At 68.6% G+C, this 21,711-nt stretch carries 21 protein-coding genes; 11 read left to right on the top strand and 10 right to left on the bottom strand.

From position 1 onward, the window contains the following. Positions 1-34: 34 nt before the first annotated feature. The 4 genes from AC1DKQ_RS17765 to AC1DKQ_RS17750 all read right to left on the bottom strand — a co-directional run bounded on the left by AC1DKQ_RS17765 (position 35) and on the right by AC1DKQ_RS17750 (position 4,189). Positions 35-1,396, bottom strand: coding sequence for an MBL fold metallo-hydrolase (locus AC1DKQ_RS17765; protein ID WP_476919726.1), 1,362 nt, complete (start codon positions 1,394-1,396; stop codon positions 35-37). Between the two features lie 30 nt (positions 1,397-1,426). After that, positions 1,427-1,729, bottom strand: coding sequence for a rhodanese-like domain-containing protein (locus AC1DKQ_RS17760; protein ID WP_476886022.1), 303 nt, complete (start codon positions 1,727-1,729; stop codon positions 1,427-1,429). A gap of 160 nt (positions 1,730-1,889) precedes the next feature. Continuing rightward, the gene (gene nhaA, locus AC1DKQ_RS17755; protein WP_476919725.1) at positions 1,890-3,242 is read right to left on the bottom strand and encodes a Na+/H+ antiporter NhaA; all 1,353 of its coding nucleotides are present in this window, start codon (positions 3,240-3,242) and stop codon (positions 1,890-1,892) included. Between the two features lie 149 nt (positions 3,243-3,391). Further along, positions 3,392-4,189 carry an alpha/beta hydrolase gene (locus tag AC1DKQ_RS17750; protein ID WP_476919724.1) on the bottom strand — a complete coding sequence of 266 codons (798 nt, stop codon included), beginning with the start codon at positions 4,187-4,189 and terminating at the stop codon, positions 3,392-3,394. Positions 4,190-4,436: 247 nt separating this feature from the next. On the opposite strand from AC1DKQ_RS17750, the gene AC1DKQ_RS17745 reads away from it, so the two are divergent. Further along, positions 4,437-5,543, top strand: coding sequence for a GTP pyrophosphokinase (locus tag AC1DKQ_RS17745; protein WP_476886019.1), 1,107 nt, complete (start codon positions 4,437-4,439; stop codon positions 5,541-5,543). A 207-nt stretch (positions 5,544-5,750) separates the two neighbouring features. Here the strand turns inward: AC1DKQ_RS17745 and AC1DKQ_RS17740 are convergent, their stop codons facing one another. Beyond that, the gene (locus AC1DKQ_RS17740) at positions 5,751-6,035 is read right to left on the bottom strand and encodes a DUF1540 domain-containing protein (protein ID WP_390201628.1); all 285 of its coding nucleotides are present in this window, start codon (positions 6,033-6,035) and stop codon (positions 5,751-5,753) included. 192 nt (positions 6,036-6,227) lie between these two features. Here AC1DKQ_RS17740 and AC1DKQ_RS17735 point away from each other — a divergent pair, with 192 nt between their 5' ends. Beyond that, the gene (locus tag AC1DKQ_RS17735; RefSeq protein ID WP_476886018.1) at positions 6,228-7,283 is read left to right on the top strand and encodes a bile acid:sodium symporter family protein; all 1,056 of its coding nucleotides are present in this window, start codon (positions 6,228-6,230) and stop codon (positions 7,281-7,283) included. Positions 7,284-7,291: 8 nt separating this feature from the next. On the opposite strand, the gene AC1DKQ_RS17730 is transcribed toward AC1DKQ_RS17735, so the two are convergent. From AC1DKQ_RS17730 to AC1DKQ_RS17720, 3 genes are all read right to left on the bottom strand, one after another. Continuing rightward, positions 7,292-7,864 carry a LacI family DNA-binding transcriptional regulator gene (locus AC1DKQ_RS17730; RefSeq protein ID WP_476886017.1) on the bottom strand — a complete coding sequence of 191 codons (573 nt, stop codon included), beginning with the start codon at positions 7,862-7,864 and terminating at the stop codon, positions 7,292-7,294. Between the two features lie 168 nt (positions 7,865-8,032). Continuing rightward, complete coding sequence (locus AC1DKQ_RS17725) at positions 8,033-8,635, bottom strand: GNAT family N-acetyltransferase (RefSeq protein ID WP_476886016.1); 603 nt, start codon at positions 8,633-8,635, stop codon at positions 8,033-8,035. Continuing rightward, the gene (locus tag AC1DKQ_RS17720) at positions 8,632-10,668 is read right to left on the bottom strand and encodes an FAD/NAD(P)-binding protein (protein WP_476919723.1); all 2,037 of its coding nucleotides are present in this window, start codon (positions 10,666-10,668) and stop codon (positions 8,632-8,634) included. Before AC1DKQ_RS17720 ends, AC1DKQ_RS17725 begins: the two co-directional genes overlap by 4 nt. Before the next feature lie 247 nt (positions 10,669-10,915). Here AC1DKQ_RS17720 and AC1DKQ_RS17715 point away from each other — a divergent pair, with 247 nt between their 5' ends. From AC1DKQ_RS17715 to AC1DKQ_RS17685, 7 genes are read left to right on the top strand one after another with little or no spacing between them, the layout of a single operon-like run. Next, a complete protein-coding gene (locus AC1DKQ_RS17715) occupies positions 10,916-12,004 on the top strand; it encodes an amino acid ABC transporter permease (protein ID WP_476919722.1) in 1,089 nt (362 codons plus the stop codon). Continuing rightward, positions 12,001-12,852, top strand: coding sequence for an amino acid ABC transporter ATP-binding protein (locus tag AC1DKQ_RS17710; protein WP_476919721.1), 852 nt, complete (start codon positions 12,001-12,003; stop codon positions 12,850-12,852). Before AC1DKQ_RS17715 ends, AC1DKQ_RS17710 begins: the two co-directional genes overlap by 4 nt. A 9-nt stretch (positions 12,853-12,861) precedes the next feature. After that, positions 12,862-13,911: an ABC transporter substrate-binding protein gene (locus tag AC1DKQ_RS17705; RefSeq protein ID WP_476919720.1), complete on the top strand. Its 1,050-nt coding sequence runs from the start codon at positions 12,862-12,864 to the stop codon at positions 13,909-13,911. Next, the gene (locus AC1DKQ_RS17700; protein ID WP_476919719.1) at positions 13,908-15,086 is read left to right on the top strand and encodes an LLM class flavin-dependent oxidoreductase; all 1,179 of its coding nucleotides are present in this window, start codon (positions 13,908-13,910) and stop codon (positions 15,084-15,086) included. The genes AC1DKQ_RS17705 and AC1DKQ_RS17700 overlap by 4 nt, the downstream gene beginning before the upstream one ends. Then, positions 15,070-16,026, top strand: coding sequence for a DUF1684 domain-containing protein (locus AC1DKQ_RS17695; protein WP_476919718.1), 957 nt, complete (start codon positions 15,070-15,072; stop codon positions 16,024-16,026). The genes AC1DKQ_RS17700 and AC1DKQ_RS17695 overlap by 17 nt, the downstream gene beginning before the upstream one ends. Further along, the gene (locus AC1DKQ_RS17690; protein ID WP_476919717.1) at positions 16,023-17,219 is read left to right on the top strand and encodes an LLM class flavin-dependent oxidoreductase; all 1,197 of its coding nucleotides are present in this window, start codon (positions 16,023-16,025) and stop codon (positions 17,217-17,219) included. The genes AC1DKQ_RS17695 and AC1DKQ_RS17690 overlap by 4 nt, the downstream gene beginning before the upstream one ends. Positions 17,220-17,229: 10 nt before the next feature. Then, positions 17,230-18,663, top strand: a complete 1,434-nt coding sequence (locus tag AC1DKQ_RS17685) for an NtaA/DmoA family FMN-dependent monooxygenase (protein WP_476919716.1) — start codon at positions 17,230-17,232, stop codon at positions 18,661-18,663. A gap of 194 nt (positions 18,664-18,857) precedes the next feature. Here the strand turns inward: AC1DKQ_RS17685 and AC1DKQ_RS17680 are convergent, their stop codons facing one another. Continuing rightward, positions 18,858-19,841, bottom strand: a complete 984-nt coding sequence (locus tag AC1DKQ_RS17680; protein WP_476919715.1) for an ABC transporter substrate-binding protein — start codon at positions 19,839-19,841, stop codon at positions 18,858-18,860. Between the two features lie 284 nt (positions 19,842-20,125). Here AC1DKQ_RS17680 and AC1DKQ_RS17675 point away from each other — a divergent pair, with 284 nt between their 5' ends. Together AC1DKQ_RS17675 and AC1DKQ_RS17670 are read left to right on the top strand one after the other, a co-directional pair. Beyond that, positions 20,126-20,665, top strand: a complete 540-nt coding sequence (locus tag AC1DKQ_RS17675) for an SRPBCC family protein (RefSeq protein ID WP_476886006.1) — start codon at positions 20,126-20,128, stop codon at positions 20,663-20,665. Next, complete coding sequence (locus AC1DKQ_RS17670) at positions 20,666-21,268, top strand: DUF6919 domain-containing protein (RefSeq protein WP_476919714.1); 603 nt, start codon at positions 20,666-20,668, stop codon at positions 21,266-21,268. A gap of 56 nt (positions 21,269-21,324) precedes the next feature. Here the strand turns inward: AC1DKQ_RS17670 and AC1DKQ_RS17665 are convergent, their stop codons facing one another. Next, entirely contained in the window at positions 21,325-21,654 is a 330-nt protein-coding gene (locus AC1DKQ_RS17665) for an antibiotic biosynthesis monooxygenase family protein (RefSeq protein WP_476919713.1), read from the bottom strand. Positions 21,655-21,711 lie beyond the last annotated feature (57 nt).

Here is a 21,711-nt window from a genome sequence, read left to right as displayed (position 1 = left end):
CGCTTCCGCCGGGCTGCCCGCTCAGGCCACGGTCTCAGGCGGCCGTGGTGTCCAGCGTAATCCCGGCGGACGCGGCATCGCCGAACCTGGCGTCGATGTGGACAACGTCTCTGCCCGCCCGCTGGAGGAGGCTGGCGGCGATCCCGGCACGGTACCCGGAAGCGCAGTGCACCCAGAGCTTCCCGGCGGGGACGTCCCCGAGGCGCAGCAACAGCTCGTGCAACGGCACGTTGACCGCACCGAGCACGCGGGCAGCGGCGAATTCGTCGGCCCGGCGCACGTCCAGGACGGTGTCCCCGGGCGGCCGGCCGGCCAGCACGCCATCCCAGCCCACGCGCGGGTAGGAGGCGAGGCGGGCCTGCGGTGCCAGGGCGTGCGGCTCGGAACCGAACGCGGCGTCCGGGGATTCGATGCCGATCCGCGAAAGGTCGCGGATGGCGCGCTCGATGTCTTCCCGCGAGCCCACCAGAGTCAGCGGCTCACCCCACGGGAGCACCCAGCCGAGATACGTGGTGAAACTGGAGCCGGAGCCATACTCAAAACTGACGCTGCCCCTGAGGTGGCTGTTGGCGAACGCCACCCGCCGCCGCAGGTCCACCACCCACTCGCCGTCGTCCAATCGCCGGGTGAGCTCCGCGGCGTCCAGCGATTCGGGAACGGTCAGCTCGGAGGCGGCCGGTCCCCGAAGGTTGGCCGGACTCATGTGGGCGTAGTACGACGGGTGGTCCGTGAGGTTGGCGATGAGCTGGCGGACAAAGTGGTCCTCGTCAGGGTCCGTCAGCGCGTGGTTGGCGGCGAGCTGCTCGCCGATGGTGGAGGACCGGGCACGGCTGGCGGGTCCGGAGGAGCAGAACGAGCCGAATCCGTGGGTCGGGAACAGGGCGGCGTCGTGGCTGGACTCGGCGGCGAGGCGCCGGACCGAGGCGTACTGGTCATGGGTCAGGCCGACCGTGTCCGCCTCGGCAACAAGGTCGGTGCGGCCCACCGAGCCATACAGCAGGCTGCCGCCGGAGAAGACGGCCTGCTCCTCGCCGTCGTCCACGATGAACGACATATGCGTGTGCGTGTGGCCGGGCGTGGCGACCGCCTTGACCGTGAGCGAGCCCACCCGGACGGTTTGGCCGTCCGTGACGGGCGTACGCTCGAAGGCGACGGGATCGGCGGCGTTCACGAGGTAGCTGGCGCCGTGGGCGCGGGCCAGGATCAGCCCGCCGGTGATGTAGTCATTGTGCAAGTGGGTCTCGGCCACATGCGTGATGGCCACGCCGGCGTCGCGGGCGGCCGCCTCAATGCGGTCGGTGTCACGCTGCGGGTCGATCGCCAGCGCCACGGAGCCGTCGTGGACCAGATAGCTGCGGTCCCCGAGCTGCGGGGTCTCGATGACGATGACTTCCATGATCCCTCCGGTGAGGTCAGGCCGGTACGGTCAGCCCCGGTTGACGGGGTGTCCCTCGTCCTGCCACTGCATGATCCCGCCGGTGACGTTGACGGCGTCGTACCCCTGGTCCTCCAGGTAGGTGGCGGCCTGTGCGCTGCGCCCCCCGGCGGCGCACATGACGTAGACGGTTCCACTGGCCGGAACCTCGTCGAGGGACTGGACAAACCGTGAGAGCGGAATGCTCCTGGCGCCGGGAACGCGGACAGCGGCGTATTCGTCTTCCTCGCGTACATCGACGATTTCGGTGGCGTCGCCCAGGGCGGCCAGGTCCTTGACGGAGATGCTCTTCATGCCTGTTCCTTTCGCGGGCGCCGGACGGCCCGGCGCGCGTATTCCAGCTACACAATGATACCCCTTGGGGTATCACCGTTGCTCTGGACGGCACGTCCCTGCCGCACCCCCAAATCTAGTCCGTCAAGCTGGCCTGTCCACCCAAGCTGCAGGGCCCCAGCTAGCGTGCGGGACGGTCTCGCTGGTAGACGTCCGGGATGCCGTCGTGGTCCGAGTCGATCTTTTCTTCCTCTTCCGCCTGGCGGTACTGCTTGTTGCGGACCCGCAGCACGGCGGCCGCGAGGAGAGCCGCGAGCACTGTGGCCGCAAGGATCCCGACCTTCGCGTGGTCGTCGTGGACGGTGCCTTGGCCGAAGCTCAGTTCGGCCACGAGCAGCGACACCGTGAAACCTATGCCCGCAAGGATGGACAGCCCGAAGATGTCGATCCACTTGAACGAACGGTCCAGCCTGGCCCGCGTGGTCTTGGTGATGAGCCAGGTGGTGCCGAGGATCCCGGCCGGTTTTCCGAGCACGAGGGCCAGGACGATGCCCACGGCCACGGGGTCCGTCACAGCGGCACCGAGGCCCCGCCAGCCGCCGACGGCCACCCCGGCGGAAAAGAACGCGAAGGCCGGGACCGCGAATCCAGCCGAGATCGGGCGGAACCGGTGTTCAAAGATCTCCGCCAGGCCCGGTCCGGCCTCGGGCCCGCCGCTGGCTTGGGACCGCCGGACCGGGACCGCGAAGCCGAGCAGGACCCCGGCCACGGTGGCGTGGATTCCTGACGCGTGGACGAGCGCCCACGTGGCGGCGCCGAGCGGCAGAAGGATCACCCACGCGGCCAGTGAGTGCATGCCGAAGAACCGACGGTATTTCTGCACCAGGAGCGTATACAGGCCCAACGGGAGCAGGGCCAGCAGGAGAGGCACGGGATGGAGTTCGCTCGTGTAGAAGATGGCGATGATGGTGATGGCCAGAAGGTCGTCCACGACGGCGAGGGTGAGCAGGAAGATCCGCAGCGCACTGGGAAGGTGGGAACCGATGATCGCCAGCACGGCGAGTGCGAAGGCGATGTCAGTGGCGGTGGGGATCGCCCAGCCCCGCAGGGCGTCGGGGCCGCCGAGGTTGACTGCCGCATAGATGAGCGCGGGTACGGCCACGCCGCCCACGGCGGCGGCCACCGGGACCACGGATTTGTTGAATTGGCGCAGGTCGCCCGCGACGAATTCGCGCTTGAGTTCGAGCCCCACCAGAAAGAAGAAGATGGCCAGCAGGCCGTCGGCGGCCCATGCACCGAGGCTCAGCTCCAGATGCCAGGGCCCGTAGCCGATGGTGAAGTCGCGCAGCGCGAAGTAACTCTCCGAGGCCGGGGAGTTGGCCCAGACCAAGGCCACCGCCGCCGCCGCGACCAGCAGCGCGCCGCCAACGGTTTCCTTGCGGAGGATCTCGCCGATTCGCAGGGCCTCGGCGTAGCTGCCGCGGCCGAAAACGGTGAGGCGAGGGGGTGTGGGAGGGGGTGGCGGGGCGCTCATGGAGTCCTCAAAGTGGGGTCGACGGAATCATGCCGACCAGACTTCCCGGCGCACCTTGGTCCAGTCTATTGGCATTCACCCGCCCCGGGGACGTCTGGCAGGCGGCCGGGCGCGCCTTGCTGGCAGCTAGGTGGGCACCCGCGCCGGCTTCAGACCAGCAGCTGCTGCACGAGTTCACGGCATTTCCGGTAGGCGGGAGCCTTTGGATCAATGAGCGCAAAGTGGTCGCCCGGGACCTTCAGTAACTGGACCGGCGCACCGGCCGCCTTGGCTGCTCCGGCGTAGGTCTCGGACTGGCTGACCGGCACACTGTCATCCTCCGTGCCGTGAACGGCATATACGGGCACGCCGAGTGGCACCGCGCTCATGGGGTCTGCATATTTGTGCCGTTTGGGATACTTCTCCGACGAGCCGCCCAGGAAGTTGCTGACGGCGCCGTTGCTGAGGTTGAGCCGCTCGGCGGCCGCGAGGTTGAGCAACCCCGACTGGCTGACGACGCCGGTAAGCTGCACCGCGCCGTCGTCGTCGCCACGGCGCGTCAGCTGGCGGTCCGCGTCCGGGGCTCCGAGCCCGGCGAGCCGGCTGCGTCCCGCCGCCCAGACGGCGAGGTGACCGCCGGCCGAGTGGCCCAGGGCCACCACCCGGTCCAGCCCGAGGCCGTGCTCGTCTGCGAGCTCCCCGAGCTTGTCGATTCCGGCCAGGACGTCGGCAAAGGTGTTGGGCCAGCCTCCGCCGTTGCCGGCGCGCCGGTACTCCAGGTTCCAGGCTGCCATGCCGTGCGCGGCGAGGTCCTTGGCAAGGGGTTCCCCAAGTTCTGCGCCGTACTGCGAACGCCAGTACCCGCCATGGATCACCACCACCACACCCTTGGGCGCGGCCACCTCCGGAAGGAAGAGCTCACCCCACTGGCTGGGGTCCTCGCCATATTGGTACTTCTGCCTCTTCACAGCGTCCTCCTTGGGGCCCGGTGAACAGGCGACGGAGACTGCCCCCAGAGTCACCGCCGCTGCGGCAGCGATCATAGCCCGCCGCCGCATTTCAGCCATGTGCTGAGCCTACCTTGGGCGCCAAGCGGCCCCGCGCAGGCCGGGCCCCGCACGCCGCCCTTGAACACCGCCCTTGAACACGGCCCGACGGCGGCGGCCGCGGCAGTGCCTGCGGGCAGGTGTCGGCGGTGCGCCGTAAGCTGGATCCATGGCGAGCAACTGGGACCGTTTGGACTTGAGCCTGCGCGATTCCGTGCAGGAGAACGTGGAACTGTACGAGCGGGTCCGGCCTGCCCTGAAGCTGGTCACCCGGGAGGTTCTGCTCACGCTGCGGACCATGCTCAAGGACACCGAGGTCACGCCGTTGTTCGTCACCGGCCGCACCAAGACCGTTGAGTCCTTCCGCGAGAAAATTTCCCGCACCGAAGAACCGCTGGAGCCCGGCGGGCCGCCTGTTCTGAAGTTCCCGGATCCCTTCCGGACCTTGAACGACATGGTGGGCATCCGTGTGATCACCAAGCTGCCCGCGGAGAACGCGGTAGTGGCCAACCTGATCAAGCGCCAGCGCCAGCTCTTTGACTGCCGTGGAGACCGCGAAAAGGACATCGGCTCGATCGAGTCCGGTACTTACGGCTACTCCAGCCGGCACCTGATCCTGCGGACTATCCAGAACGAGGCCGTCAAGGACTACCAGCTGGCCTTCAACCCGGAAGTCCCGCCGAACGGCAGCTACTTCTTCGAGTGCCAGATCCGCACCGTGTTCGCGCACGCCTGGAGCGAGATCGAGCACGACATCCGTTTCAAGGCCGAGGACCCGCGGGCCTGGACCCCGCACTTCGACCGCCAGTTCACGGCCACGGCAGCCATGCTGGAGACCGTGGAGAGCGCGTTCTCGGACCTGCATGAGCGCTACGAGGAGGTCCGCAGTTACTGGGATGTGGACGGCGAGGGTGGCGCGCAGCTGACGCCCAACCGGATCCGCGACGTGTGGCGGACCTTGCTGCCGCACGTGGACCGGAAGGTCGACGACGACTGGGGCTGGGCCGCGGAACTCATGGCGGCCCACGGCCTCAACCAGACCATGCAGCTCGCCGGGCTGCTCAGCGCCAACCGGATCACCGAAGTCCGCAAGGCCCTGGACCACCGCTACTCCCCCGGCCCGGACCGGCTGCTCGATGACCTGCTGCTGTGGCAGTACGGCACCGAACACATCGAGCTCACCGCCGAGCCGGCCGACGCCGTCCCGCACCCCCGCCGCGACAGTCTCCTCCGGCGGCTCAAGCAGATCGAGCGGTACCGGCTCACCCAGGGCTAGCGCGGGCCCGCGTCTGCGGATCCGGATTCTCTATGCCGCCCTGCCCTGCCTGTGTGCCTCAATGCCGCGCCCTTCCCCGCTCTGTGCTGCTTGCCCTGCGCGGATTCTCCCCACCTTTGAATGTGCGACGCCGGGACTCACCGGCGTTTCTGTGCGACACGCCGGGCATCGCCCTCAAAAGTGGGGAATTTCGACGCCACACGCGGCTTATCTGTGGGCGTAGGTGAGGCAATCCGCGTTGTCGACCCCCGGGCCCACGTGCACTTCGGGCGCCTTGCACATCAGGTGATCGTTGTGGGCGCATTCGGTACGCTGGCAGGCACCGACGTCGGCCAGCACCTTGGGGAGCCCGCCGTGCACACCGATGTCGATAAACGTCGCGCAGGAGGCATGGTCTTCAGCGCCGCCGACGGTAATGGCGGCCGCGTTGCAGTGGGAGTGATCGTTGAAGGAGCAATTGTTCACGCTGCAGTCGGCTACGTGCGTCGTCATTGGATTTCCTCCATGCTCCGGCCACCCGGGACGGGCAGCGCCGTGGTTCCACGGTAGGCCGCACCAGGGCAAACAAAAAGGCCCAATCGTGTGACCTAATACCGGCCCGGGAGGTGCCAAAAATCTGACATATTCGTTCGACAGGTGGTCACGAAGTCGTCAGTCCGTGGATGCCGGTGGCACCATTCTTGGATGCTTGAGGCAACCAAAACTCCGAATACCGCCCGGGACGCGAGCGCTGCCGCCGACGTCCCGGCCAATCCCGCCCTCGCCGCCGAGGCAAAGATCGCCCGGATCGCGGTGACCATCTTCCCGATCCTCGTCGTGATGGCCGGGCTCGCCGGTTTCCTGCTCCCCGGGGCGTTCAAACCGCTCGCGCCCAGCGTGCCCTTCCTGCTGGGCATCATCATGTTCTGCATGGGCCTGACGCTGACCCCGCCAGATTTTGCCTCGGTGGCCAAGCGTCCCTGGGCCGTGGCCCTGGGAATCGTGGCGCACTACGTCATCATGCCGGGGGCCGGCTGGCTGATCGCCGTCGGCCTGCACCTCGAGCCGGAGCTTGCGGTGGGTCTGATCCTGGTGGGCTGCGCGCCGTCGGGCACTGCCTCCAACGTGATGGCGTTCCTGGCCAAGGGCGACGTCGCCCTGTCCGTGGCCGTCGCTTCGGTGTCCACGCTGATCGCCCCGATCGTGACGCCGCTGCTGGTGCTGTTCCTGGCCGGCTCGTACCTGAGCATCGACGCCGGCGGCATGGTCCAGGACATCGTCAAGACCGTCCTCCTGCCCGTCATTGCCGGCCTGCTGGCACGCCTCTTCCTCCGCAAGCTCGTGGCCAGGGTCCTCCCGGCGCTGCCGTGGGCCTCCGCGGCCGTGATTTCCCTGATCGTGGCGATCGTGGTGGCCGGCAGCGCCAGCAAACTCGTCGCCGCGGGCGGCATCGTGTTCCTCGCCGTGGTACTGCACAACGGCTTCGGACTGGGCCTGGGCTACCTGGCCGGCAAGCTGGGGCGCCTGGATGACAAGGCGCGCAGGGCCCTCGCCTTTGAAGTCGGGATGCAGAACTCCGGCCTGGCCGCCACCCTCGCCACGGCGCACTTCGGCGCGCTGGCCGCGCTGCCGTCCGCCGTCTTCTCCCTGTGGCACAACGTCTCCGGCGCGATCGTGGCCGCGTGGCTGGCCCGGCGCCCCCTCCGGGAGGAACCAACGCAGAACGCCGCTGCACTGGAGGCCGCCGCGCTGAAAGCCTAAGCGGGTTCCTAGCTCCGGAGCCTGGCGAGCAGCGCCGTGACGGCGCGCTCGGCCAGGACCTCGGGGCTGTCCGTTCCGGAGATCACATCGTAGGCGCCGTGGACACCGGGGCTGCCGGGCCCGGCGTCGTCCGCGATGAGCACCTGGGCCACGCCGCGGACGGCGAGTTCAGCCATGGTCCCGGAATCGTCGCCAGTCTCCGGCGCGCAGGTGTGGATGACGCCGTCGGCGCCGCCGGAGAGCATGAACTGCCGCCAGCCTCCGCCCAGCAGGACGACGGCCTGATAGCCGTGCTCCGGCAGGATTCCGGCCAGCACCGTGGCGATGGCCCTGTCCCGCGGCTGCTCGAGGTCCACGACGGCTACGGCCACCAGCTCCGTCCGGCCCCGGCGCATTCCCCGGGCGGCACGGTTGGCCACGTAGCCAAGTTCGCGGACCGCGGATTGCACCCGGTCCTGGGTGGCCTGGCTGATCCGGGTGGTGCCGCCGGAGCGGCCGGAGAGCACGTAGGAGACGGTGGTCAGGGACACCCCGGCCGTCTCCGCGACGTCGCGGATGGTGGGCTTGGATCCATGCCGCACTGATGACTCCCGGCTGCTTCTCCGCCGTTTCGTGGCGGCTCCTGAAAACTTCGTCCTAGGGGCGAACCCCATGTGGAACTCTAGCCCGAAGCGCCGCTCCCCGGCCCACGGCGAACAAACAAGCAACGCGGGGTCACTTAGCGCCCATCCCAAGGCCTTGGATGGGCGCTAAGTGACTCCGCGTTGGGTTGGATTCGGGTTTGGTTTGGCGAGGTCTTTGGTGAAGGGCAGCGGTCCGATGGTTTCCGGGTCGGCGGAGAGATCGAACTGGGCCTCGTAGCCGGTGTTCAGGTAAAGGTGCTTCGCCTCCGGCTGGCGGGGGCCGGTGGTCAGGTAGACCTTCCGGTAGCCGCGGCGGGCGGCCAGCGCTTCCAGTTCGGCAAGGACAAACCGGGCCAGTCCGCGGCGGCGGTGGGCCGAATGCGTCCAGATCCGCTTGAACTCGGCGGTCTGCGGGCCGTGCCGGCGGAAGGCGCCACCCGCCACAGATTCGCCGTTCTCGCGCACAATCAACAGGGCCCCGCCAGGCGCCGCGAATTCCTCCGCCGGGTAGCGGTTGAGTTCCTCCGCGGCGGCTCCGCGGCCGAAGAGGTTGCCGTAGCGGGTGTCATATTCGAGCGCGAGCTCGTCCAGGAGCGGACGGACCCTGGGATCGCTCATGGGGAGGTTGAGGACCGTCAGCGTGGAGCTGCCCGCGGGCTGGGTTTCCGCCGGCGGGATTTCGATGGGCCGGGCCTCGGCGGGCGGGGTGTGTAGTGGTGGCGGTGTCATGACGGTGTCTTTCCGCCGGCGGCGGCCTGCGGCACCGGCTGGCCGATGTTGGCTGGCTCACTGCCCGCTTGATCGTTGTTGGTCTGGCTCGATGCTGGCCTGGCCGTTGTTGGGCCGGACAGCAGGTTCAGGATGCGCCGGGCCAAGGCGTCGTTTTCCCGGAACGGTGCGGCGTTGGTGCGGGGCCGGGCGAAGGCGCCCGCGCCCCAGCCGGAGGTGCCGGGCCCGACGCCGAACAGCCGCTCGCGCCTCTCCCCCACCGGGCTGATCAGCTCGTTGTGGGCGGACACCAGGAGCCGTCCGGTCGCATGCGTGCCGTCCGCGGTCAGGAGCTGCTGCTCGGTGCCGAGCCCGGAGGTGTGCAGCTGGCGCAGCAGCGGGTTCGCGGAGCGGGCCACCGACGGCGCCGGGAGCCGGGCCTCGATCAGGGCCGCCGCTGACACGGTGAGCCCGGACTGGGCCGAGCGGGCGACGAACCGGCCCGAGTGCTCCGCGGCCTCGATCTCCAGGCCTGGGCCGATGAACTGCAGCAGTCCGGCCTGGTGGATCGCCAGCATCTCCCGCAGCCTGCGCGGCGGCGGCCCGGAGTCGACGAAGCTGAAGAAACCGTGCCACCAGCCCTGGACGTCGCGCTGCGACCGCGCGTTCAGCCGCTCTGCCGGGAGCAGTCGGCCCAGGTCCATGTAGGACTTGAGCAGGGAAATGAACAGGGCCAGCGTCTCCGAATGGTCCGGTCCGGTGCGTAATTCAAGGTCGCGGCCGATGTACGCTGCCACCGCGGCTTGGACATCTGCGTGGCCGGCGAATACCCGGTCCGCGAAGGGATGGTCCAGCCGTTCGAGGTCCAGGTGGAGCTCTGCGTCCGGGACGGACTCAGTGACCAGTCGCTGGCGGTCCTGGCTGGACCACTCCGCGGCGGAAAACCTCTCGGCGAATTCCGGCCAGCCAATCCGGACCCGCTCCGGGTAGCCGGTGAACAGCTCGCGGTAATACGCGTAGCCGGCATCCTTCGCGATCAGGGGCCACAACTGGTCGCGGAAGTCCAGTTCGCCGGGCGCGTCCAGCAGCACCGCGACGGCCTCTGCGGTGAAGAACGCGGGCTCTGCCGCTGCGTCGCCGCGCAGGGCTGACGTGATCTTGGAGTGGTAGGGCACGCCGCGGCGGGACCCGGCCCACAACCGCGGCTCAGCACCGGAGGGCAGGTAGCGCAGGCCGCCGTCGGGCAACTCTTCAAACCTGCCGCCGCGACCCTCCATGAGCAGAACCAGAAGGTCCACGAACGCCAGGCCCATGCCGGAGACGATCACGTCCTGGCCGGCGGCGAGCGGTGCGTAGTCGACGTCGGTGGTGTAGCTGGGCGCCGCGTGGAACGCGCCGTGCCGGGCGGCAAAACCGGCCCACGCGGCGGACTCCTCGTCCGGCAGCGAATCCGTGTGCCCCAGGGAAGCGATCACGACGTCGGCGCGCAGCACCGCGCCGCTGGCCAGCCGGACGCGGTAGCTTTCCGGGCCCTGTTTGGGTTCACGTTGTTCCGGGCCGTCCTGCACAAGTTCGACGGCGGACGCCGTGTCCCGGTGCACCGTGACGGTGACGTCCGGCCCGAGGGCCGCGACGGAGCGCCGGAAGAACCATTCCAGGTAGACACTCTGCAGCTGCCGGGTGGGGAAGGTGGAGCCGGTGAGGGCAGCCAGCTGGCGCCGGAGTTCCGGAGCCAGCTCCGGGACGTCCGCGATGGAGCCGTCCAGGACCCCGGCGGCCCAATCCGGCAGGCCGGGGCCTTCAACCGCCGGCCCCTCGCACTGGACCGAGGCATCGGTGAACATCGTGACATCCGCCGCGGCGGAGTTGAGCATCAGCCCGGGGTGCTGTTCGTAGCGCCAGATCCTGCCGGCGCCCGGGGTGTGCGGCTCCACGACGTGAATCTGGAGCGCGCCGGCGAGCAGCTCCGGCCGGTTGGCGGCAAGGCGCTCCAGTAACCCGGCCGTGCGCGGGCCGCCGCCAATGAGGACCACGGATGGGGCATTCACTGGCATGACGGTCTCCTCGCTCTGGTACGGAGCCCTCATGCTAGGCACCCGAAACGTGGCCGGTCGAGGCGCCGGTCACGGCCGTTCACCCCACGTAACGCGGCGTAAATCGAGGCAAGAATTCGTCGTGTGACGCCGTGCGAACCTGCGTGAACGTATGCAACTTGCCGCCTTGCCGCACGTTTTCGGCGGCCCCTAGATTGGCAGCCAACCAACCGAACCCCCACAGCAACTGGAAGAAGCGAGGTGGCGCATGAGTTCAACAGCAACCCCGGTGCCGGCGTCCGCCGGCGTCGAATCCGTACCCGAAAACGCACCGGCCGGCACCGCCGGGCCCACAACCGCCGCCGGCACCGGAACCGCACCGCGCGAAACGGCCGGTGCAGCGGGCCGCAAGGCAGCCACCGACTATGCCGACTACCGGCTGGTCCCGGCCCGCCACCCGTGGCGCTGGGTGGGCACCGCCGTCGTCGCCCTGGGCGTGGCGGGCATTGCCTGGTCCCTGGCCACCAACCCGCGCTGGGAGTGGGGCGTGGTGGCGCAATGGTTCACCGCGCAGTCGATTGTGAACGGCCTGCTGGAGACCCTGAAGCTGACGGCGATCTCCGGAGCCCTCGGGTTCATCCTGGGCTTCCTCCTGGCCCTGATGCGGCTTTCCGCATCCCCGCTGCTGGTTTCCGTCTCCTGGACCTTCTCCTGGATCTTCCGCTCCACGCCGCTGTTGGTGCAGATGCTGCTTTGGTACAACCTGGGCTACCTCTACGAGAAAATCAGCCTCGGAATCCCCTTCACGGACGTGCGCTTCTTCGAGGCGCAAACCACCACCCTGATCAGCCAGTTCGCCGCAGCGGTCCTCGGCCTGACCCTGAACCAGGCCGCCTACTCCGCCGAGATCATCCGCGGCGGCATCCTCTCCGTGGACCAGGGCCAGCTCGAGGCTGCAACCGCCCTGGGCATTCCGGCGTGGCGGCGTTCCACCAGGATCGTCCTGCCCCAGGCCATGCGGGCCATCCTGCCCACCGCCTTCAACGAGGTGATCGGCCTGGTCAAGGGCACCTCGATTGTCTACGTCCTGGCCTACTCCGAGCTGTTCTACACCGTCCAGGTCATCTACAACCGGACCCAGCAGGTCCTGCCGCTGCTGCTCGTGGCCACCCTCTGGTACGTCGTGATCACCTCGGTGCTGAGCGTCTTCCAGTACTACATCGAGCGGCACTACTCCAAGGGCGCCGTCCGCACGCTGCCCCTGACCCCGCTGCAAAAGGCCCGCAAATTCCTCGCCACGCATGCGCCGGCAACCAGCGCAACCAGCGCAACCACCCAGGAAAGGGGCACCCGATGAGCACCGTTGCCACCCACACCCTGCCGGCGCCCGCCGCCACTGACGCCGAAACCACCCGCGGCCTCGTCGAGATCACCAAGGTCCGCAAGTCCTTCGGGCCCACGGAAGTCCTCAAGGGCATCACGCTGACGGTCGAGCCCGGCGGCGTCGCCGTAATTGTCGGCCCGTCCGGGTCCGGCAAATCCACCCTCCTGCGCACCATCAACCACCTGGAAAAGGTCGACGCCGGGTTCATCGCGATCGACGGCACGCTGGTGGGTTACGAGGTCCGGGGGCGCCGGCTCCACGAGCTGCGCGAAAAGGAAATCCTGAAGCAACGCACCGAGATCGGCATGGTGTTCCAGAACTTCAATCTCTTCCCGCACCTGACCGCGCTGGAAAACGTCACCGAGGCCCCGGTCGTCGCGCCGCGGGCCGGAAAACCCCGGTCGTCCAAGGCCGAGGCCCGCGAACGCGGCCTGGAACTGCTGGACCGGGTGGGCCTGAAGGACCGTGCCGGCGCCTACCCGCGCCAGCTGTCCGGCGGCCAGCAGCAACGGGTCGCGATCGCCCGGGCCCTGGCCCTGGACCCCAAGATCCTGCTCTTCGACGAGCCCACCTCGGCCTTGGATCCGGAACTGGTCAACGAGGTCCTGGACGTCATCCGCGAGCTCGCCAAGTCCGGCACCACGCTGATCATCGTCACGCATGAGATGGGCTTCGCCCGCGACGTCGCCGACACGGTGGTGTTCATGGACCAGGGCCAGATCGTCGAGCAAGGCACGCCCCAGGAGATTTTCACCAACCCGCAAGAAGAACGCACCCGGAGCTTTTTCTCCAAGGTGATCGAACCCGCTTTCAACATCTAAGGAACACCCATGGCCATCAGCTCCGCCCTCCGCACCGCTCGTCCCAGTCCTAATCCCCGGCGGAAGCGTGCGGCGCTTCCCGCCGTCGTCCTCATCGGCACCCTGTCCGGCACGCTGGCACTGAGTGCCTGCGCTGATCCCGGCGCCTCCGCGGCCGCCGGCGGGCAGCCGGCGACGACGGCGGCGCGCAACGGCGTCGTCTACAACACCTCGCCGGACCAGCAACGCATCAGGGCCAAGAAGGATGCGGCCCTGGCCGCGGAAGTCCCCGCGCTGATCGGCAAGGACGGCAAGCTGACCGTGGCCACGACGGCGGGCGCGATTCCGCTGTCCTTCCACGCCACCGACGACAAGACCCCGATCGGCGTCGAAGTGGACCTGGCCCAGCTGGTCGCGGACAAGCTGGGCCTGGCACTGGATGTCCAGGTGACCTCCTGGGAGAACTGGCCGCTGAAAACCCAGTCCGGCGACTTCGAGGCCGTGTTCTCCAACGTGGGCATCAACGCCGCCCGTGTGAAGCTCTTCGACTTCTCCAGCTACCGCGCCGCGTACATGGGCTTCGAGGCCAAGAAGAGCTCCAGCTACAACATCAAGGGCTCCGATGACATCTCCGGCCTGAAGATCTCCGTGGGCTCGGGCACCAACCAGGAGAAGATCCTGATCGCCTGGAACAAGGAGCTGGAGGCCAAGGGCAAGGCGCCGGCGGAGCTGCTGTACTACTCCTCCGACGCCGACACCATCCTGGCCCTGTCCTCCGGGCGCACGGACCTGAACCTCGCGCCCTACCCGTCCGTCACGTACCGGGAAAACACCCGGGACGACCTCAAGGTGGTGGGCAAGGTCAACGCCGGCTGGCCGTCCGAGACACTGGTCGCCGCCACCACGCTCAAGGGCAACGGCCTGGCCCCGGCCATCACGGACGCCCTGAACTCCGCGATCAAGGACGGCTCCTACGCCAAGGTCCTGGACCGCTGGGGACTCTCCGAGGAAGCCCTCCCGGAGTCCACAACCGTCACCGAGGCCAACTTCGGGAACGCGCCTGCAGGGAAAACACAGTGAGGTTCCAGGTCCTCGACATCATCCCGCACCTGAAAAACCCCGTCACCGGGGCGATTGTCTCCACCGCGGACCGGCTCAACCAGGTGGTGGAAACCGCGCGCCGGGCCGAGGTACTCGGCTATGACAGCTTCTCGGTCGGGGAACGCCACGCGGGCGAATTCATCTCTTCCTCCCCCACCACCGTGCTCGCCGCCATCGCCGCCGTGACCACCAGGATCCGGCTGCAAAGCGGCGTGACGGTGCTGTCCGTGCTGGACCCGGTACGGGTCGCGGAGGACTACGCCACGATCGACCAGCTGAGCCGCGGCCGACTGGAACTGGTGATCGGCAAGGGCAACGAGGTGCTGCAGTACCCGCTGTTCGGCCTGGACCTGGCGGATCAGTGGGAGCTGCTCGCGGAGAAATACGGCCTGCTCCGCCGGCTCTGGACCGAGGAGAACGTCACCTGGTCCGGGACGTTCCGCACTGCGCTGACAGAGCCCACAACCACCACGCCCCGGCCCTTCGCCGGCGCGCCGCGGGTCTGGCACGGTTCCGCCACGAGCCTGGCCTCGGCCGCCCTGGCGGCGCAGTGGGGCGATCCGCTGTTCACGGCCAATGCGATCCAGCCGCGGGAAAACTACAAGGTGCTCATTGACCACTACCGCGAGGAATATGCACGGCACGGCCACGATCCCCGGCATCAGTATCTGGGCTCCGGATCCGGCGCCGGCGGGGTGTTCATCGCTGACACCACGCAGGAGGCCAAGCGGCAGTTCGGCCCGGTCTACGAGGCCCTCACGACCGGCAGGAATGTTCCCGGGAACAACTCCCCCTACCGGGACATCGACCACGCCGTTGCCGAAGGTCCGGCCCTGGTGGGCAGCCCGGAGCAGGTGATCGACAAGATCCTCAGCTACCACGCGCTCTACGGCCACGATCTGCAGTCCATCTCGCTGCCTACCACGCTGCCCTTCGACCAGCAGCTGGAAATCCTGGAGCGGTTCGCCCTCGAGGTCATTCCGGCCGTCCGCGCCGCCGCGCCCACCACGCTTTGGGCCGACGGCGACCCGTACGCCGGCCGTCCGGAGGCCAGCCTCGCCGGCAAGTCCGGCGGTGCCACCGAACCCGACGCCGCCGCCCGCGTCACAGCCGACCACAACAACCACAGGAGCTCCCATGTCTACACCAACTGACACCGACAGCCGCTCGGACCTGGAATTCCTGGCCGCCGCCCCGGACCGCCGGCCCAGTCCCGACGGCCGCCCCGGCGGCCGCCCCGTTGGCGGCCCGGACGTCCGTCCCGACCGGGAACTCCTGGCCGCCTGGGCGGACTGGCGTGCCGCGCACGAACGCCACCGCGCCGACCCCCACGGCTTCCTCGCCGTCACCCACTTGCACTGGCTCGATTCCTCGCCCGCCCGGCTGGATGGCGCGCCGGGCACGTGGGGCGTGGAGGACGACACCGTCCGTCTGGTGTTGCGGGCTGGCGAACGCGTCCTTCGCGACGGGCAGGAACTGAACGCGGACGGGACAGGAGCCACCGTGTTTCTCGGCCCGATTCCCGAGCGCGAGGGCCTGAATCTGCGCGTGGAAGATGCCGGCGCCGGTCATACCGTGATCGAGCTCGCCAAGCGCGGCGGCCGGTATGTGGTTCGGCCGCGGCATCCCCTGAATCCGCTGCTCACCGGCTACCGCGGCACACCCGCCTTCGCGCCCACGCCCGAATATGCCATTTCAGGAATATTCGTCCCGTTCGTCGAGCCGCGCCGCACCACGGTGGGCGCCGCGGTCGAAGGCATCCAGCACGTCTACGAGGCCCCAGGTGAAATCCGCTTCCGGCTGCACGGTAAGGACCTGAGCCTCACCGCCTTCAACGGCCACACTCCGGGCACGCTGTCGGTGCTCTTCACGGACGCGACGTCGGGCAAGAGCACCTACGCGGCCAACCGCTCGCTCACCGTGCCGGCTCCGGGCGCCGACGGGACGGTTGCGCTCGACTTCAACCGGGCGGTGAACCTGCCGTGCGCCTACACGGACCTCGCCACCTGCCCGCTGCCGCCTGCCGAGAACCGCCTGCCGGTGGCCATCGAAGCCGGCGAACAGATCCCCTACGAACGACAGGACGCATCATGAGCACCACTCCCGCCCAGAACGCGGCTCGGGAACACGGCCTGCTTATCCTGGAACTCCACGGCGCCGGCAGCCATCCGGCCGCGTGGCGGGTTTCCCGCACAGCCCCCGCGTCCGTGCTGGACCCGGAACACCTCCGCGGCGCCGTCCTCGCCGCCGAGTCTGCCGGGTTCCACGCGGCGACGTTTTCCGACCCCGGCCTGCCGGACCCCGCACTTTCAGTTCCCGCACTGCCGGATACCGATAACCCGGACCGGGACGCCGCTGCCCGGCTCAACGCCCTGCAGCGGGCCGCGTTCGCGTCTCCCGTGACGCGCAGCCTCGCCCTGATCCCGGAAGTGGACACCGTCTACACCGAGCCATTCCACCTCTCAACCCAGCTAGCCAGCCTGGACTATGTCTCCGGCGGGCGGGCCGGCTGGCTGGTAGCCGCCTCATCAAGCGCCGCCGATGCCGCCGCCGTCGGGCGGGACACTGTGCGCGGGGAGCGGCTCTCCGGGGAGGCCGCCGATTCCATCGGGGTCAGCCGCAGGCTCTGGGACTCCTGGGAGGACGACGCCGTGATCCGCGACGTCCCCACCGGGCGCTACCTCGACGTCGACAAGCTGCACTACATCGACGTCGAGAACGGCAGCTATTCCATCAAGGGTCCGTCGATCATTCCGCGGCCGCCGCAGGGCCAGCTCCCTGTGCTGGCCCCGGCCGGGCTCCTCACTCCGGAGGCTGTCGCGGCCGGGGTGGCCGACGCGCTCCTGGTCTCGGCCCCGACGCCCGGGCTCCTGGCCGCCAAGCTCGCGGCGACGCGGGCGGCACTCGTCGCCGGCGGCAGTGGGCCTGCACTGATTGCCGAGCTCGACGTCGTGCTGGATTCCCGTGGCCAGAGCGCCGCAGAGCGGCTGGCCGGGCTGAACCGCCACACCGTGTGGCAGAGTCCGCGCGCCCGGTTCGTCGGGACGGCGGCTGAGCTGACCGAACTGCTCACCGAGGTGCTGGCCTGGGCCGACGGCATCCGCCTGCACCCCGCCGTGCTGGAGACGGATCTTGAGGAACTGTCGCGGCTGGTGCTGCCAGAGTTGCGCCGGCGCGAGCTCCTGGCCCCCACCACCCCGGACGCCACGTTCCGCGAACAGCTGGGGCTGGCGCGGCCGGCCAGTCGTTACGCCGCTGCAACCAGCGCCCCCGGCACGGAAAACTAAGGAGTCCACCATGAGCCACAGCACCCACCCCGCCGCTGAATTCACCCCATCCGGATTCACCCCGTCAGGGCAGCTCCAGCTGGGCGTGTTCTTCCAGGGCGTCAACTCCGGAACGGTCTGGAAGAGCGCCGAGTCCGGCTCGCAGACCGATTTCGAATCGTTCCGGCGCATCGCCCAAACGGCCGAGCGCGGCCTGTTCGCGGCGTTCTTCCTCGGCGAGGGCCTGCGGTTACGCGAGCACCTCGGCCGACCGCACGCGCTTGACGTCGCCGGCCGTCCCGACGCGCAGACCGCGCTGGCGGCCCTGGCGGCCGTGACCACCAACATCGGCCTGGTCGCCACCCAAAACACCACGTACAACGACCCCGCAGACCTGGCGCACCGGCTCTCCACGCTGGATCTGCTTTCCGGCGGCCGCGCGGCCTGGAACATCGTCACCACGGACAACGCCTGGACCGGCGCGAACTTCCGCCGTGGCGGCTACCTGGACCATGCAGACAGGTACACCCATGCCGAGGCCTTCGTGGAAACCGCCAAGCGAATCTGGGACGCGTGGGAGGACGGCGCCATCGCGGCCTCGGCTTCCGCCGCCCGGTGGTCGGCGGAGGGGGCGGTCCGGCGGGTGCGCCACAGCGGCCAGCACTACTCCGTGGACCTCACGCCTAGGTTGCCGCGCAGCGCCCAATACCGGCCGGTGCTGTTCCAGGCCGGGGATTCGCCCGAGGGCCGGGACTTCGCCGCCCGGCAGGCGGACGTCATCTTTTCCGCGCACCCGCAGCTCGACGACGCCCTGGACTTCCGCCGCGACATCGTGGAGCGCACGCTCCGGGCCGGCCGGGGCGCCCAGGATGTGAAGATCATGCCCGCCAGCGAGTTCATTCTCGCCGCCACTCCGCAGGAGGCCCTCGAGAAGAAGGCCTGGGTCCGCAGCCTGCAGATCGGCCCGCAGCAGGCTATCGCGTACCTCGAGCAGTTCTGGGGCCGGGAGCTGCAGGGCTACGATCCCGACGGGCCGCTGCCGGACATCGACCCCGTGGTGGAAGAGACCTCCGAAACCCGCGGAAGCGGCTTCCATGGCGCGAAGGCCCGCCAACTGGCCGACCAGTGGCGGGCCGAGGCCAAGGAAAAGGGCCTGTCCATCCGGCAGTTCGTCTCGGCCAAGACCAGCCGGGGTGACTCCACCTTCACCGGGTCCTACACCGAGGTCGCGGACCGGCTCGCCGAGTATGCCCGGACCGGCGCCGTCGACGGCTTCAACGTCTCCCCGTGGCTCGTCCCGTCTGGACTCGATGACATCGTCAACCACCTCGTGCCGGAACTCCAAGAGCGCGGCGTGTACCCCACGGCGTACGCGGGCAGCACACTGCGGGAGAACCTCGGCCTGGCCACCCCGGTGCGCGCAGCCGCCGACGCCGAGACCGACTCGGTCACGGCACGGGCCTAGGCCTAGGCCTAGGCCTACACGATCCCAGCTCGTCACCAAGCAGACACAAAGAATCCCCGCCGGAGAAGTTTCCGGCGGGGATTCTTGGCTTGCGGCACCGCCCAAACAAGCAACGCGGGGTCACATCGCGCCCATAATCCCCTCCGGGACGGGCGCGATGTGACCCCGCGATGGTTTAAGCGGGCTGAGGCGGGCTAGCTCTTCGGCAGGCCTGCCGGGTTCAGCTCCGATTTCGCTACGGCCTCCTCGGACAGCCCCCAACGGTCCAGGATCTTGGCGTAGCTGCCGTCCTGAATCAGGTGGTTCAGTCCGGCCTGGGCCGCGGCGGCAAACCCGTTGTCCTTCTTGGTGGTGACCGCGATGCTGGCCTTCAGCGGCCAGCCGCCGTCCACCAGGCCCACCAGCTTGGTCTTGGCGTCGGAAGCGGCCTTGAAGGCTGCCGTGGCGTTGGGGCCAAAGCTGAGGTCCGCCCGGCCGGACTGGACGGCCAGCTGGGAGGCGGAGTCGTCGTCGTAATACTGGAACTCCACGGGCTTGAGGCCGTTCTTCTTGTTCTCTTCATCCCAGCGCAGCAGGATCGCCTCCTGGTTGGTGCCGGAGCCGACGATCACGCGCTTGCCGGCGACGTCCGGGGCCGACTCGACTTTGGTGACGCTGCTGTCGGCCTTGGCGTAGAAGCCGAGCTTGTCCTCGCGGTAGCTGGCGAAATCGAACTTGAGCTTGCGCTCCTCCGTGACGGTGACGTTGGAGAGCACTGCCTCATACTTGCCGGAATCGACGCCGAGCGGCCAGTCGGCCCACGCGGTCGGGACAATATCCGCCTCCAGGCCCAGCGACTCGGCCAGCGCGACGGCGAGATCCACCTCATTGCCCACCGGGGTCTTGTTGTCCGTGGCGTAGACGGCCAGCGGCGCCGCGAACGGACTCACCGCCACGGTCAGTTTCCCGTCCTTCCTGATGGCTTCCGGGACCAGCGCTGCGGCCGCGGCATCCACTGTGGCCTTGATGCGGTCCTGCTGCGGAGAGAGGTTGAACTGCTTGATGCCGGAGGAGGACGACGGCGCCGCGGATGTGCCGCCGGCAGCGGCGGCGCCCGGATCGGAGCAGGCCGCGAGACCCAGAACGGTGGTGGCCGCCAACGCTACGGCGACGCCGGACTTGAACGAAAGACTCGACATGGTTTCTCCTTGAAAGGGGTGGTCTGTGGTGCTGGTGCCAGCAACTATCCGGGGCGCGGGAATGCCGGTCAAAGCGCCGCGAAACCGGGTGAAACCAAGGGATACAGGCGGTAATACCCGTTCATCCGGCGTCCGCGGACGCCGCCTGGGGACGCCGGAGTGTTACCGAAGATTGCCCTGCATGACGTGGCGGGACGGAATTGTTCACGGCCCGCCACAACTGGCCTAGCCTGCATAGAAGACCTGCAGGGTGACAGCACGACACAGGAGGGGTGAACTTGTCAGTGAGCACGGACCACAGGACGCACCGGACCACGCACCGGCTCGGCATCAACGCCCCGGCGGACCTCGTCTTCGGCATGCTGCGGGACGCCTCCCACTGGCCTTATCTCGACGGCCTGACGGTGTACTCCGAGCGGGTCAGCGGCGACGACGCCGCGCACGAGCTCCGCACGTCCTTGGTTTCGAACGGCTCGCTCAGCTCAAGCCACTGCTGGCGCGTCTTTGATGCCGCCAGCCACCGCGCGGAGTTCCACCAGTTGGACCTCGAACCCCCGCTCCGAGAACTTGCTGGCGACTGGGAGATCCGCCCGGCGGACGGGCTCTCCGTGGTCACCCTGAACCACGAGTTCGAGGTCGACGATGAGCAGCTCGCCGAGCGCATTAATGCGATTATCGATGACTACAGCAGGCGTGAACTGGAGGCGCTCCGGGTCAGCTGCGAACGGTTGTCCGTCCTCCTGCAGCACCACGCCCCGCAGACGCACCCCGCACCGCAAACCCCGCCGCACCCCACACCGCAGTCCACAGCAAAGGAGGCCTAAATGTCAGAGGACAGGTTCACAACCGAACGGGACAGCTTCGGCCGGCTTCTCGCGGACCGCGAAGTCTGGCGGCAGGCCGCCACCATCGCGGCGGCCGGCGAGCTGACCGCCCGCTGGCTCGAGGGCACCAGCGAATACCAGCCCGGAGTCTTCTCGCGCGGGTTCGACGACGAGACCAAGGCCATCGCCGCAGAGCTTGCCCTCCTCAACCGCAACGGGCTCTTCACCAAGGAATCGCAGCCTGGCGTTCAGGCCGGTGGCGTCGCGCAGCGCGCCTATGTGACGGCCTTCTGCAGCGCGGAGACGGCGTCGGACCTCCTGGCCTTGTCCACCCGAACCGGACTGGTGACGGTTGCGCATGCCCCCGGTGAGACGAGCAGCGCCTCTATCCCGGTGACCCTCCAGGACGGCGACGTGGTGACAGTGCTCGGAAGCAGCGAGGGGCCGGTTGGGGAAGACCAGCTCAGGGACTGGGCGGCCGAGACCAACGAGACACTGGCCCTGGTCCTGGCGGATGCCTGGTACGTGGAAATCTTCGATCCCGTCTGGGGCCGGAACGATCTCTTGCTGACTTCTGTGTTTGAGGCGCTGCAGGTCGAATAGCCCTGCGGGACGGTGCGCGGCCGGACAGCCGGCGGCCGCCCGATTCCCGCGGAAACTCACATGTCGGTCGCGTCCCAGCCGATGCTGGCTGCCTCGTCCAGCGTCCGCGACTCAAAATGCTCCAGGATGTCTTTCATTGCCTCGACGCTCTGCTTGAACAGGGCAGAGGCCCGCCACTGCTCAATCTGTTCCAGGGACTCCCAGGGACCGGTGCTGATGAACCTGTTTTTGACGTCGCGGTCGTGCATCAGCACCCCTTTGGCGTTGGGAAAATCCTCCTTCGTTTTCCTGGCCAGGTCCCGCCAGGCCTGCACAAAATCGTTCTCGCGGCCGGGATGCACCAGCCAGATTCCGAGCGTGTAGACAGACACGTCGATCGCCTCCATTGTGCGTTCGGGGTTGATACGGCGATTATGTTCCAGTCCTTTGGCCGGCGGTAGGGC

This window comes from Arthrobacter sp. 05L421 (assembly GCF_056397785.1).
Note: the sequence above shows the minus strand (reverse complement) of the source record. Positions and strands in the feature narration are given on the sequence as shown.

What these genes read in the sequence shown, in the direction of transcription:
- AC1DKQ_RS17765 (WP_476919726.1), bottom strand. Translation starts at nt 1,396, where the DNA reads ATGGAAGTCATCGTCATCGAGACCCCGCAGCTCGGGGACCGCAGCTAT.
- AC1DKQ_RS17760 (WP_476886022.1), bottom strand. Translation starts at nt 1,729, where the DNA reads ATGAAGAGCATCTCCGTCAAGGACCTGGCCGCCCTGGGCGACGCCACC.
- nhaA (WP_476919725.1), bottom strand. Translation starts at nt 3,242, where the DNA reads ATGAGCGCCCCGCCACCCCCTCCCACACCCCCTCGCCTCACCGTTTTC.
- AC1DKQ_RS17745 (WP_476886019.1), top strand. Translation starts at nt 4,437, where the DNA reads ATGGCGAGCAACTGGGACCGTTTGGACTTGAGCCTGCGCGATTCCGTG.
- AC1DKQ_RS17740 (WP_390201628.1), bottom strand. Translation starts at nt 6,035, where the DNA reads ATGACGACGCACGTAGCCGACTGCAGCGTGAACAATTGCTCCTTCAAC.
- AC1DKQ_RS17735 (WP_476886018.1), top strand. Translation starts at nt 6,228, where the DNA reads ATGCTTGAGGCAACCAAAACTCCGAATACCGCCCGGGACGCGAGCGCT.
- AC1DKQ_RS17725 (WP_476886016.1), bottom strand. Translation starts at nt 8,635, where the DNA reads ATGACACCGCCACCACTACACACCCCGCCCGCCGAGGCCCGGCCCATC.
- AC1DKQ_RS17720 (WP_476919723.1), bottom strand. Translation starts at nt 10,668, where the DNA reads ATGCCAGTGAATGCCCCATCCGTGGTCCTCATTGGCGGCGGCCCGCGC.
- AC1DKQ_RS17715 (WP_476919722.1), top strand. Translation starts at nt 10,916, where the DNA reads ATGAGTTCAACAGCAACCCCGGTGCCGGCGTCCGCCGGCGTCGAATCC.
- AC1DKQ_RS17710 (WP_476919721.1), top strand. Translation starts at nt 12,001, where the DNA reads ATGAGCACCGTTGCCACCCACACCCTGCCGGCGCCCGCCGCCACTGAC.
- AC1DKQ_RS17705 (WP_476919720.1), top strand. Translation starts at nt 12,862, where the DNA reads ATGGCCATCAGCTCCGCCCTCCGCACCGCTCGTCCCAGTCCTAATCCC.
- AC1DKQ_RS17695 (WP_476919718.1), top strand. Translation starts at nt 15,070, where the DNA reads ATGTCTACACCAACTGACACCGACAGCCGCTCGGACCTGGAATTCCTG.
- AC1DKQ_RS17690 (WP_476919717.1), top strand. Translation starts at nt 16,023, where the DNA reads ATGAGCACCACTCCCGCCCAGAACGCGGCTCGGGAACACGGCCTGCTT.
- AC1DKQ_RS17685 (WP_476919716.1), top strand. Translation starts at nt 17,230, where the DNA reads ATGAGCCACAGCACCCACCCCGCCGCTGAATTCACCCCATCCGGATTC.
- AC1DKQ_RS17680 (WP_476919715.1), bottom strand. Translation starts at nt 19,841, where the DNA reads ATGTCGAGTCTTTCGTTCAAGTCCGGCGTCGCCGTAGCGTTGGCGGCC.
- AC1DKQ_RS17670 (WP_476919714.1), top strand. Translation starts at nt 20,666, where the DNA reads ATGTCAGAGGACAGGTTCACAACCGAACGGGACAGCTTCGGCCGGCTT.
- AC1DKQ_RS17665 (WP_476919713.1), bottom strand. Translation starts at nt 21,654, where the DNA reads ATGGAGGCGATCGACGTGTCTGTCTACACGCTCGGAATCTGGCTGGTG.